Origin of the sequence: Bacillus sp. PS95, from assembly GCF_037963565.1 — a bacterium.
In the GTDB taxonomy this organism is placed as follows: Bacteria; Bacillota; Bacilli; order Bacillales; family Bacillaceae; genus Bacillus; species Bacillus subtilis.
Map to the genome: position 1 here is coordinate 3683823 of NZ_CP150160.1, position 12413 is coordinate 3696235.

Genomic DNA, 12413 nt, shown 5'->3' on the forward strand with positions numbered 1-12413 from the left:
GGTGCTTTTTTATTTTGGCCCAGAAATGCCGTTTGATATGACAGCTGTTTCTTCTCCTGCGTCACTCTTGATGATGTGCTTGACTTGCAGCGTGGTTCCTGCCATTCTCACAGATTGCTTCAACTCGGACGAATTGGTTTCAACTTGTATCCAAACAGGAGGCTGGACCTTCCAAAATAAATAGAGTGCAAGAATCAGCAAGCCAGCAATGACCGACAGCAAAAACTTCATATCGCATCGCTTCTTTTCAGTAAGCGGCTCGCAGCGGACAGCGCTTGATGATCACGAAGAATATCGCCTGGACGATTGCCTTCTCCCAGCACATAGCCTTTAAAGGACATTCCCATAAAATGAAAAATATGTTCGAATTGCTGAATCAGCGGCAGCCCTTTTATTTTTGGATTGTCTCCGCCCACTGCTATTACATATGCCTGTTTCACTGACATTTGCTGTTTAAAATCAGGAAATCTCGGATCTCTCAACGTCTGTGACCAGCGATCAATAAACAGCTTTAATGTCCCTGACATGCCAAACCAATAAATTGGGGTGGCGAATACAAGAATATGGCACTGCAATATCCGTTCAATGATAGAATCGTAGTCATCTTGAACAGGACGAAAGCCGCCTTGGGCGTGACGCAGATCTTCAATTGGCTGAATTCGATATTTCTGCAAATAAATGTGCTCCGCATCGAATCCTTGAACAGCCTTCTCCGCAAGAACATCCGTATTTCCGCCAGACCGAGTTCCGCCGTTAATAACCGCAATTTTCATGATGCATCTGCTCCTTTGTTTACGAATGATTTTCTTCATCTTATAATGGATTCATCAATCAATACAGATGATTATTTCGATTAATACAATCGCTAAAACCGATTTAGAAAGGAAGAGAACAAGTGGAATTGAAGCAGCTGATCACCTTTATTACGGCGGCAGAACATGTAAACTTCACCCTAACCGCCAAAATGCTTAATTATGCACAATCAAGCGTTACCTCTCAGATCAAATCACTTGAAGAAGAAATTGGGACGCCTTTATTTGAACGACTCGGCAAGCGGCTTATCTTGACAGAAGCAGGAAAAACGTTCAAATCTTATGCACAGAAGATCATTGCGTTAACAGAAGAAGCGAAAATGGCCGCAAATCAAGTAAGAGAAACAACCGGAACCTTAAAAATCGGGGCGACAGAAAGCCAGTGCACATACCGCCTGCCCCCTATCATAAAAGAATTTAAACAGGCTTTTCCCCAAGTAAAGCTCATATTCAAACCATATATCTCCAATGAACAAGCGAAAGAACAGCTCTTACAGGGCCAGCTTGATATCACCTTCATCTTGGATGTAAACCGGATGGAAGACGCACTGCACGTTGAATCTTTGATTCAGGATGAGATCAAAATGGTGGCTGCTAATGACCATCCTTTTCCTGCGGATTTACCAATAACATTGAAGGATCTTCAAAACGAAACTCTTCTGCTGACAGAGGACGGCTGCTCGTACCGCACGCTCTTTGAGAACAATTTGCATGACTCCGGTGTCTATCCTAACAAATTGGAATTCGTCAGCATAGAAGCCATCAAACAATGCGTGATGGCCGGACTTGGGATTGGAATCTTGCCTGAAATGACAGTAAAAGATGATATTGCAGCAGGCCGGATGAAAGAACTCAATTGGCAGAGCGATTGCCCCGTTTTCACTCAATTAGCATGGCATAAGGACAAATGGATGTCTGCGCCATTAAAGGCTTTTATCGATTTGACACGGAAAACATTCAAATAAAACCTCTCCACAAGGACGACAAGGTTTTTGAGACCAGGAAAGCACACACATACAAAAAAACACTTGATGACTTAGAGCCCCAAGTGTTACATGTGATTTTTCTGATAAAACGTTCGCAAAACATGCGTCTCAAGGTCAGCCAGGCGGACAGGGATCGGCAGCCTGCTTTCTTGATTGATCAAGCTCATCGTGATCTGATAGCTGCTGTCTAAATCAATATAATTACCGCAAGACAAGAAAATAGGCTTCACGTCCCGCCGCGTTCGAAGCGCCCGGCCATATACCTCGCCGTCAATGAGAATATCGGTGTATGCACCGACTTCATTTTCAGGCATCATGAAATCATAGCCTTTGATTTTGAGATAGGTTTTCGCAATCCCAATCGTCGGCTTGCCCAGAAAAAAAGCCGCATGGGTGGCAACGCCCATATGGTTGTAATGCAGATATCCGTTGCCATCAAACAAGAAGACATCCGGCTCCGTCTCCAGCTTTTTCGCCGCCTCGATGATCAAAGGCAGCTCACGAAACGCAAGAAAACCGGAAACATACGGCACGCTGATTTTCCCCATGCTGTGCACTTTTTCAATGACTTCTTTTGTATCAGCGTCAATCACGATAATACTGCACACTCCGTATGGTTCTCCGTTCTGCTCCCAATAGGCCAGGTCGACGCCAGCGCAGGTGTTGATGGAGTTGGGATGGATCGTGTGGGATAGGATGATACAATTTCTTAGGGATTGTTGTGTTTGAACAAAATCCGATTCATCTTTTAGATGAAAATCGTGTATTTGATGTATTTCCATTTTACTTGTTTCCCTCTCTTCGCGCTCAATTGTCCTGCATATCGATTCTAGCAATGACACCAAATTATATCATTGAAAAAAGCAGATAGTATAATCTGCTTTTTTATTACTATTCATTTTTCATTTCTTTCATAAAAATATAATCCAATTGTTTAATTAATTCTTTAAGTTCAGTACACATAATATCCTCTAAAGGATTTTCCCAATCTCCGTTTTTTATCAGTTCAATCCCATAGCTTCCGGCTGGATCACCTTCTGGGCACCACCCTACGTCAAGCAGCAAATTTTTTGTCTTATGAGAAATCTGCAGGAGATCTTGATTAAAGTCAAATAACCAAGCATCGTCATTTGCCTCTAGCGTCTTAGGATCAGTATCTTTTAATGTAATATAATCAACAGTCCAACCAGCCGGTATCTTTAGCCTTAAAAAATTGGGAATCTGTTGGCTTAGTGGCTGCAAACCCTCTAAAACCCCGCTTCCCACACTCCAGATTTGATATTCTAACTCTTCTAATAATTGTTCTATCTCATTAAAAGACTCATCTTCATAAATCTTATCTGTATGTAAGCCAGCTACTTTAATATGGTATTGATTATTTTCATAACTTACCTTAATAAAGGCCTTACGTTTTTCATTTTGTAGTATTAGTAATTCACATTTTTCTTGCATTCTTTTTTCTGAACATAAATTGTTCAGTACTACAGACCAGCCATTACAGATTTTTAATGGCTGTAGTTGAGAAATATGGTCTCTGCCCATCCCGCTTCTCCTTCATTATTCTAAAAAATCTGCCGATTGACAACCCAAAAAGAAGTTTAAACTATTCTAATATATCAGTAAACAAGGCACTTCTAACGTTAACCTCCTACTGAAAGCTGTATACAATGAGAAACAAAAACGCCAGCCCTTGGTGTCCATAGACTGACGTTTCTTGAAAACCTCTCTTAACCTTTTTTAAAAACGATAAAATTCCCGTTAGGATAATCGCCATTCCAACCACACGGGAAATAACCCGCTTTATAAATTTCAAAAACCTTTTCAAAAAAATTATTTGTATTACCATTAATTGCTCTATTAATAGCACAATTGTTTAGGTCAGCTACTATATCCTCAAAAAAAGTCTTGAATTCAGTAGAAGCATGTCTGATGCTTTCAGAAAAAATATCTAATAATGCGTCTATATTTTCCGGCTTTTGATTATCTTCTAATTCGTAAAACCGCTCCCATACTTCACTCATTTCAATTTCCCTTATATCTTTCCATGTATACTCATCTTCTCCATATACTTCTTCATAAGCCAAGTATTCAGCCTTTTCTTGGTCATTAATTATTTGAGTAAAATTAGATACATCAACTGAATTTATAGGCTTGAAGGTTTTTGAAAATTCAACTACCTCTTCCACCAGATTATGATATTTTCCAAAATTCATTACTTGTTATACCACCTTTCCCAAAGATCAACTGTTGCTCCACCGCCTCTTTTCCAAACGGGTTTTCTTGAGGCGCTACCTTCTTTCCTTTCTAATTTATATGCTTCTAATCCTTTCTCCTTTATTTTCTTTAATTCTGTTTCTAAATAATCATCCCTCATATAAAGAGGCAACCCTTTTTCTTGTAATTCTCTTAATTTTTGTTGTAAATCATATACCTGTTTTTCAATGACGTCTACACTTTGGTTAACATTAATCTCATCTAATTTTTTTCTCACAAAACTACTATAAACTGAATGATATCCCTTATGCCGTGAAGTAGCACTTATATCATCATCCGGGACCCTTAAGAAAAAGCCATTTGACGCATCATCCATATCCATTCCTAACTTCTTCAAAACAGGATGACTTCGAAACTCCTTCGGGATAATATGTTGAGCCTGATATGGAGTACGTTTTGTTGAACGTGGAAGTCCCATTTGCTCAAACATATTCTTACCTAATTTAGTTGAACTCCCCCCTGTAACCTTTCCTGGGGTCCCTGGAATTAATCTTGTGGTAGTGCTTCCACTGCTACCTCTACCCACCATCTTCACAATCCCAAGATCTTTCACAGCTTTCGTTTTCACATCAGCGTGAACAATTGGGAAAGTTGTCCCATCCGGTGTGACAGTCTTGTGGACACGAATTTTTACATTCGTCGGCACTTTGAATTCTTTTACTTGATCTAGAATCTTTCTCCCTTTTTCAACTTTTGCTACTTGTGGCGATTTAGCAAGCGGGATGCCTTTATCAATATGTTTCGCCAATGCACCGGCTCCAACCAAGCTCAATGCCGCTTCGAGCGCCCCTTGCTTCCGCTTCTCCTCAGACACTTTGTTTCCAAACATATCTCGTCCTGTGACGGCTTCTGAGAATCCGTTTGACGCAACAAGGCCGTATGCGCCCATTTCTGTCATTTTGAGAATGTCTAAGGATTTGCCTGTTTTGTAGGCGTCTAATGCGTGTTCAGCAGCGATAGCTGCTTTTCCGGTTTTGTAGATGGCTTTTCCGCCTTTGAAGGCCCGGCCTGCCCAGCCGACGACTGGGATGAATCCGGCTGCGGCCATAGCTCCTGCTGTCACACGTTCTGCGGTGGAGAGTTTTTCTCCGGTAACCGGATCAACGCCTTCAGTTGCTCTTTTATAATCATAATAGCCAGTGACTTCTCCAGTAAAGTTGCAAACTCCATCCCATGTTTTTTCGTACCATGGTTTGTTTGCTTCTTCCTCGGCTTTTTCCTGGAGACGTCTTGCTTCTGCTTGCTGGGATTTTGCATCAATATAGGTTGTTCCTTGATTTTCTACTTCAATCACGCTTTTGTAAACTTCATTGCTGTGGAAGGCTTTTTTGTCATAGTACATAGGGGATGCGCTCTTCCCATTGCTGGTGGCCTGCATGAGAACAGAATATTTGGTGAGCACTGCGTTGTCCAGAGATTCTAAATTTTGATATTCAGTGGTCAGGGATTCATCAAGCTTATCGACAGCTGTGATCGTGTCACGTCTGACTTTTTGGGCATCGCCCATCTTATCTGCATACTCGTCAAGCGTGTACATGTCGAGATCAATAATATCGCTGATGCCTGACAAAATAGAATCGATTTCTTCTTTATGAGCGGAGACTATCTCTGAGGCTTTCAGGTCTCCATTGGGCAGCTCATGATCCAAAAATGAAGTTTCCACATATGAATCATTGAGTTCTTGATCTTTAATATCTCCTGAAATGCCGTTTAAAAACGCAATTTGAGCAGAGACAAGCGTCAGCCAGCTGTCTACGATTTCCGCCTGCCCCTGAAAAAAATCTTTAATATTGTCCGCGCCTTTTCCTTTAAAATTGTCGCCTAAATCTGCAACTCCCTGAAACGCTTTTTTCAGCGTATTCAGCTGCTCTTCAAGCGTCTCATATTGCTTTTTTCTGCTCTTCGCTTCTTCGATTAAAGATTTTGATTCAAATACTTTACTCATCGCACTGCCCTTTCTGTTCTATTTTACCGCTATCGCCGCGTCCTGCTCTTTGAGTGAATCTACGTTATCCTTTGTATCCTCGATATTTTTCTGTACCGCTTTTTTGTAATCTCCGAGCATGGTTTTGATGTTCTCCTCACGCTCATGATATTTTTTCGTATAATCGAGTTTATTTTTTCCATTGGACCCCGCGGCGCCGATTGTTACGTCAGCAAGCGCATCTTTGACAGAATCTAATGTTTTGATGACTGTGTCGTACTTCAGCTTAATTTCTGACATAAAAAAAGATCACCACCATTTTAGTTTACTAATTTGTCTTCCTGCTTCTTCTACGAAATCTTCTCCTTTAGCAAGAAGGTCGCCTGCGGCATTCGCTGCACTTTTTGTCAAATTAAGCTCAAATTTCTCTGTCTCAAGCCAGAATATTTTGCTTTGAATCGAAGCCATATACTCGTTATATTTATCATTCACAATCTTAGATGCTTCCGATTTCGCCTCTTCTCTTCCCTTGTCGAAATCATCGGCTTTTGTTCCCGTCCAATGCTTGCCCAATTCTGGTTTTACAATTTCTTTGATTTCAGTGATTGCCTCTTCTTGCAGCGTGTCTATGTCCTTTTTTGCTTTTTTCAGCTTTTCGATCTTGTCTTCCACGTCGGAAATTTTTCCGTTGAGCGAACTTTTGATATCCGCTAGCATACTTTCATAACCCATCTGAATCACCTCTTAATACTCAAAAAGTCGTATGGAGGGGCTGATGAAGATAGACTTTTCCATACTTTATTTCCATATATTATATTTTAAAATAGCCAGAAGGCGGCTTAAATAGGGTAAATGGCTTAATTTAGGCATATAACGCTCTTGAAATGTAGGTATTTGATCTTGTTTTTGTTCGTTATACAGTTAATAAAAGCGTTTTATCAAATAGAAATACCTAATGTCATAGTTATAAAGGCACTTGAAAGAGGCAGATGTTGTTGATCTGCCTCTTTCGGCGCTGAGCTTATTGTTCATGTTTATGTTCTTCATCTGGTCGGCCACGTCTGATTTTGTCATTTGGCTTCTATTATTCCCCGCTTCTGACCCTTTGGATCAAAAGCTTGTATTAGCTGCAGTCCCAGTTATACAGAACGTTTGAAAAGTCTTTTTTCCTTAGATCGTCAGGTGTTATGAAAAAATTGGCGATGCCGACGTCTCCCCACATTGAATCGATATCATCGTCTGAATCAATTTGTAAAAGCATGATGGTGTGTTCTTTATATGCGTATTCCCGCGGATCATGCTGGGTAAAAGAAGCGTATCCGCCGATTTTATGGCCAAATCCGTTTTCAGCCAGTTCATTATAAATGTCTTCTTCATCCTCGCCGAACTGACCAAAGAACTCCATTGTTTCCATGCCCGTATACTGCTCAAATTGAAAATCTGTAGGCAGCACCCATTCCGAAGATTTCACAGGCTCGACTGCCGCTTCTGATAAAATCGGAAAATCACATTCGCCTGTGCCAATAAATGAAAAATCAGAAACAAGCTCGTCTTCGTTTTCTATGATATTTTCAAAATAGATCACTCTGAAATTCTTTTGTTCACATCGATCGTCAAAATTCAATCCATAGACGTCATCATGAACAGAAATGTAGAACTGCAGGATACCTGAAGAAGGGTAGCCGTCAAGCTGGGGAATGTGTGAGAAATTAATCTGTGCCAGAAGCTTCATCGGCTGTCCATTTTCATCAGTCGGGTATGTTTCATGCTTGGGGAAATAGGGATCACCGGCAATTTTGCTGTCATATCGTCCTGTTTTCCCTTTTCTCACATTCAGTTTCACGTATTCTTTCGCTGATTTCTCCAGCAAGTCGCGGTACGGTCTCATTTTTTCGGGCAGATGATTCATCAGATTCTCTCCTTTTCCGGCATCTCCAAGGTTTTATTTTCTGGTTTTCTTCGTTTCTTCTAATGTTTTTCAAACGATTGTTTAAAGAAGCCCTACTTCTGTATAATTTTCCAAACAATAGTTAAATAGTAGCAAATGTATTCAGCACCCCGCAATAGATGAAAAAAAGACTGGTGCGCAACCAGCCTTTCTTTTTCATCTATTGAATTGCACCTGACGGAACAACCGCCTTCCGACCGACAGAATAATACTCCACTCCTGAAGCCGCAGCTTCATCCAATGTGTAGCAGTTTCTGCCGTCAAATATGAGCGGCGATTCCATCAAATCCCGATAAGCCGCTAACGGGAATTGTTTAATGTCAGCCCAGTCGGTTAAAATCATGACGGCGTCAGACCCTTTGACAGCTTCCTCGATCGTCTCTTTATATTCAACAGCTTGCGGGAGAACATGCTTTGCATGACCAACTGCAATGGGATCGTAGGCTCTGATACGGGCGTCGAGCGCAGCGAGACGGTCTGCAATAACAATTGACGGCGCTTCCCTCATATCGTCGGTATTCGGTTTAAATGACAGGCCTAAAAGGGCAATCGTTTTTCCCGTCACCCCGCCGAGCCTGTTCAGCGCTTTATCAACCAGCATCGCCTGCTGATTGTTGTTGACTTTGATAACCGATTTCAGCAGTTCAAAATCATGCTCGACATTGCCGGCAATTTGCACGAGGGCGTTTGTGTCCTTTGGAAAACAAGAGCCGCCGTAGCCTATGCCCGCTTTCAAAAACTGGCTCCCGATCCGCTTATCCTGTCCCATCCCGTACGCGACTGCTTCAATATCGGCGCCGACCTTTTCACATATATTCGAAATTTCGTTTATAAAACTGATCTTAGTGGCCAGAAAAGCATTTGAGGCATATTTGATCATCTCGGCGCTTCTGATATCCGTTTGGTAAATCGGGATTTGAAACGGACGGAAGAGCTCCTCCAGCGTATTTGCTGTTTTCTCATCGGCCGTCCCGATCACGATCCTGTCACCATGAAAGGTATCATAGATCGCCGACCCCTCACGCAAAAATTCCGGATTGGAGGCGACCGAAATACTGACTGGCTCCGCTAGATGTTCAGTAATCAGTCCATTAATCAAATCGTTTGTCCCAACGGGCACTGTGCTTTTCGTTACCACGACTGTATCTCGTTTGACATGCTTTGCGATGCGTTTGGCCGCATCTGTAATTTGCTCCAGATTGGCGTGCCCGTCGCTTTTCTGCGGTGTGCCGACCGCTATAAAAATGATGTCTGCCTGTGCCAAGCCTTTCTCATAGCTCGTTTCAAAGTTCAGCCGTCCATCAGCTGTATTTTTTCTCATCAGCTCTTCAAGACCTGGTTCAAATATGGGGGAAATGCCCTTTCTCATTTCATCAATCTTGTGAGCGTCAATATCAATGCAGGTTACATGATGTCCAATCTCAGAAAGAGAAACACCTGTCACAAGACCGACATAGCCTGTTCCGATGACTGTTATATTCATTGTTTCCCTCCAACAGTTAAATTGCTGCTTTGCAGCTTCCGTAATATCGTATGAGAACATCCTATCATGAATGCGAATGATCTCCCGCATAGCCTGTCGGGTACAGCCTGTACAGATTTCTGAAATGTGATTCAACCATACAATACACTATTATATCGCTCTCAAAAAGAAAGTGGTGAAATGAGAATCGGCTGTTAAAAAAGACCAAACAATTTTCTTCTTTTGACCGGCTGCGGAGGCTGTCTGAAGATGGTCTGATTCCGCAGGAGAAGCTCTGCATTTTCCGTCAGCATATAAGGAAGTTCCGAGCCGAATTCTTTCTCTAGAACATAAAGGGCCTCTTGAGTGTGAAAATTTCTCGTTTTCACATTATGGGCATCTGAGGCTACGAAATGGATCAAATTGGCTTCAACCAGCCGGAGAGAAAATGCTTTCAGCTGCTTGCCGAAGGTCCCCGCAAGACTTCCTGAAGTAATCTGAGATGCTGCTCCTTTTTCCACAAGATGATACAGCAAGGACGGGTTTTCGCGAATTTCCCTGTTGCGTTCAGGATGGGCGATAACCGGAATATATCCTTTCAGCTGCAAATCATAAAAAAGCTGCTCCGCATATCGGGGAACGTGATCAAACGGAAACTCAATCAAGATGTGTTTTGTATCATTCAGCGAAAGCAGCTGCTGTTTGGCAAGGTCTTGTTCCACCTCGCCGTAGATTCTGATTTCCTGTCCCGGAAGCACATGTAAAGGAATGTCTTCTTTGATTAAACGTTTGTTTAACTGATCTGCTGCTTCTCTGACTGCAGCTGGCTCGTTTTTATACACACCGTTGTTATGATGAGGTGTCGCAATGATCGTCCGGATTCCCTGACGAACAGCGGCTCTTGCCATTTCTATGCTGTCGGCCGAATCACCTGCCCCGTCATCCATTGCGGGAAGAATGTGACAGTGAATATCGATCATGTCCTAGCCCCCTTTTTTCGCAAAAATAAATAACGGGCACGATGCACGTTATTTATTTTGCATGAAATTGTCCTTGTTTCCGTAATATCCGTATTCAGAGTGCTTCGAAAGCTTTTTGCCGTTCATAATCGCCCCAAGAAGCTTGCTTTTGCACGTTTCAAGCGCCTCTTTCGCTTTTGCGGCTTGTTCTTTTTCTGTTTTCCCGCTTGAAATAACCAGAACAGAACCGTCTGCCACGTTGCCTAAAATCTGTGCATCTGCTACGGCAAGAATAGGCGGCGTATCAAAAATGACCATATCATATGCCGCACACGCTTCGTATGCAAGCTCCTTCATCCACTTCGAGGAGAGAAGCTCGGCCGGGTTTGGCGGGATCGGGCCGCTCGTCAGCACGTCAAGATGTTTTTCATTCGATGCCTGTACAGCCTGCTCCATAGAGCTTTTCTTTAATAAAACAGATGTTAAGCCAACCGTATTTTCAAGAAAAAAGGCCGTATGTACTGTTGGTTTTCGCAAATCAGCATCAATCAGGAGCACTTTTTTTCCCTGCTGGGCGAATACGACAGCCAGGTTGGCGGCCGTTGTTGATTTTCCTTCTCCGGGACAAGCCGATGTGATCATGACTGATTTCATCTGGCGGTCCACTGAAGCAAATTCTATATTCGTGCGAATCGTCCGATATTGTTCAGAGTTCAAGGATTTCGGCTCTGTCATTGCAATGACATTTCTCCGCATCCGCGAGTCTCTGCTTTTTCTAAGCGCCAAAATGTCCACTCCCCGTTTTTTCAGATTGGAAACCCTGTAAGGTCTTAGCTGTTTTCTGCTCATTCGCAATGGTGGAAACTGTCCCTAAAACAGGTATGTCCAGCAAGGATTCGAGCTGCTCTTCCGATTTGATCGTATTATCCAAATGCTCAAGCAGGAAGGCCAGTCCGATGCTTCCCGCCAATCCGGCCGCAAACGCGATGGCAATGTTTAGTAGCGGCTTTGGCGATACAGGGGACGGATGTTCTGAAACCTCGGCTTTTGACAGAATGCTGACATTGTCAACATTCATAATGGATGTGATTTTGTCTTGAAAAACAGATGCTATAGTATTGGCAATATGAGCCGCTGTTTCCGCGTTTTCATCCCTGACTGATATGTTGACCACTTGGGAGTCCTGTTCGCTGGATACGGTAATTTTGTCATTCAGTTCTTGGGATGTCATCGACAGGCCCATTTCTTTAATGACTTCATCTAAGATGGCAGGGCTCTTAATGATGACATTGTACGTATTGATTAACTGAAGATTGGTTTGGACATCGTTAAATTGGACTTCTTTTCGTTCATTTTTCGATTGGTTGACCAGAATCTGAGTTGAATTTTCATAGATGGGTGTAAGTGCGAAGAAACTAATGAGTCCGCCGGCAGCAGTGGCAGCTGCGGTTACAATCATAATCAAAAGTATGCGTTTTGTTAACGTTGATAATATCTCTTTTAAGCTAGTAGATTCTCCCATGATACCTCCAAATCTCTTATAACATCCTTTTCCATTTACGATTATACAACGTTGAAACCGCATTTCTCCAGCTTTTCACGTGACATAATTCGACATTTTTTTACAAAACGAAATGTTACTCTTTTTTATGTAAGCGCTATATTTACTGTGTTGACAACGCTGTCTCATTTTCTCTTATTCGTGCAGTCACGTAACCTCGCATAAAAAAATCCCGCAAAAGGCGTGCGGGATTTTTATGTTGCATATCCATTTTTAATATGAGAAATCAAATTTTCAAGCATTTCCTTCGTCGTCATCTCAGATGACTGCTCACCAATTTCATGTGCATGCATCAAAATTTTCAGAAATTCTTCTTGATTCAATTTCTTTTCACTCATCTTTTTTTTCCTTTCAGCTTCCATTAAGTTGAAAACACGATTATTATATGATGCTGGTTATCAATTTGCAATCTCTAATACATCATTCGACACATCCTATTTTTTATGTCCTTTTTTAGGAAAAACTTTTTAAGGCCGATGTGTTGCGA

At 42.0% G+C, this 12413-nt stretch carries 15 protein-coding genes and 1 pseudogene; 1 reads left to right on the forward strand and 15 read right to left on the reverse strand.

Features of this window, described 5'->3' with window-relative positions; all coding sequences use genetic code 11:
• Nucleotides 1-9: 9 nt before the first annotated feature.
• Nucleotides 10-231 carry a hypothetical protein gene (locus NSQ12_RS19130; protein WP_032722655.1) on the reverse strand — a complete coding sequence of 74 codons (222 nt, stop codon included), beginning with the start codon at nt 229-231 and terminating at the stop codon, nt 10-12.
• The gene (locus NSQ12_RS19135; protein ID WP_032727010.1) at nt 228-773 is read right to left on the reverse strand and encodes a flavodoxin family protein; all 546 of its coding nucleotides are present in this window, start codon (nt 771-773) and stop codon (nt 228-230) included. Before NSQ12_RS19135 ends, NSQ12_RS19130 begins: the two co-directional genes overlap by 4 nt.
• 122 nt (nt 774-895) lie before the next feature.
• Between NSQ12_RS19135 and NSQ12_RS19140 the strand changes: the two genes are divergently transcribed.
• Complete coding sequence (locus tag NSQ12_RS19140; RefSeq protein WP_086344401.1) at nt 896-1777, forward strand: LysR family transcriptional regulator; 882 nt, start codon at nt 896-898, stop codon at nt 1775-1777.
• A gap of 86 nt (nt 1778-1863) precedes the next feature.
• Here the strand turns inward: NSQ12_RS19140 and NSQ12_RS19145 are convergent, their stop codons facing one another.
• From NSQ12_RS19145 to NSQ12_RS19205, 13 genes and pseudogenes are all read right to left on the reverse strand, one after another.
• On the reverse strand, nt 1864-2580 hold the full coding sequence (locus NSQ12_RS19145; protein WP_339175393.1) for an endonuclease V: 717 nt from the start codon (nt 2578-2580) through the stop codon (nt 1864-1866).
• A gap of 109 nt (nt 2581-2689) precedes the next feature.
• Nucleotides 2690-3340: a hypothetical protein gene (locus NSQ12_RS19150; RefSeq protein ID WP_187001930.1), complete on the reverse strand. Its 651-nt coding sequence runs from the start codon at nt 3338-3340 to the stop codon at nt 2690-2692.
• Nucleotides 3341-3525: 185 nt separating this feature from the next.
• Entirely contained in the window at nt 3526-4011 is a 486-nt protein-coding gene (locus NSQ12_RS19155; protein WP_326146909.1) for a hypothetical protein, read from the reverse strand.
• Nucleotides 4011-6017 (reverse strand): T7SS effector LXG polymorphic toxin, encoded by a 2007-nt coding sequence (locus NSQ12_RS19160; RefSeq protein WP_339175398.1) that lies wholly within the window; start codon nt 6015-6017, stop codon nt 4011-4013. Before NSQ12_RS19160 ends, NSQ12_RS19155 begins: the two co-directional genes overlap by 1 nt.
• A gap of 18 nt (nt 6018-6035) precedes the next feature.
• Entirely contained in the window at nt 6036-6296 is a 261-nt protein-coding gene (locus tag NSQ12_RS19165; RefSeq protein ID WP_032722664.1) for a YwqI/YxiC family protein, read from the reverse strand.
• Between the two features lie 9 nt (nt 6297-6305).
• Complete coding sequence (locus NSQ12_RS19170; RefSeq protein ID WP_010332155.1) at nt 6306-6728, reverse strand: DUF5082 family protein; 423 nt, start codon at nt 6726-6728, stop codon at nt 6306-6308.
• Nucleotides 6729-6947: 219 nt separating this feature from the next.
• Nucleotides 6948-7070 (reverse strand): annotated as a pseudogene (locus NSQ12_RS19175) (hypothetical protein); the annotation flags it as partial.
• Between the two features lie 49 nt (nt 7071-7119).
• Nucleotides 7120-7905, reverse strand: coding sequence for a YwqG family protein (locus NSQ12_RS19180; protein ID WP_015714838.1), 786 nt, complete (start codon nt 7903-7905; stop codon nt 7120-7122).
• Between the two features lie 199 nt (nt 7906-8104).
• Nucleotides 8105-9427 carry a UDP-glucose 6-dehydrogenase UglF gene (gene uglF / locus NSQ12_RS19185; RefSeq protein WP_015251054.1) on the reverse strand — a complete coding sequence of 441 codons (1323 nt, stop codon included), beginning with the start codon at nt 9425-9427 and terminating at the stop codon, nt 8105-8107.
• Between the two features lie 194 nt (nt 9428-9621).
• Nucleotides 9622-10386 (reverse strand): tyrosine-protein phosphatase, encoded by a 765-nt coding sequence (locus tag NSQ12_RS19190; protein WP_014481136.1) that lies wholly within the window; start codon nt 10384-10386, stop codon nt 9622-9624.
• 48 nt (nt 10387-10434) lie between these two features.
• On the reverse strand, nt 10435-11151 hold the full coding sequence (gene ptkA / locus NSQ12_RS19195) for a tyrosine-protein kinase PtkA (RefSeq protein WP_015714839.1): 717 nt from the start codon (nt 11149-11151) through the stop codon (nt 10435-10437).
• On the reverse strand, nt 11141-11887 hold the full coding sequence (gene tkmA / locus NSQ12_RS19200) for a protein-tyrosine kinase activator TkmA (protein ID WP_003227811.1): 747 nt from the start codon (nt 11885-11887) through the stop codon (nt 11141-11143). Before tkmA ends, ptkA begins: the two co-directional genes overlap by 11 nt.
• A gap of 233 nt (nt 11888-12120) precedes the next feature.
• Nucleotides 12121-12264, reverse strand: coding sequence for a hypothetical protein (locus NSQ12_RS19205; protein ID WP_003242876.1), 144 nt, complete (start codon nt 12262-12264; stop codon nt 12121-12123).
• Between the last annotated feature and the right edge of the window lie 149 nt (nt 12265-12413).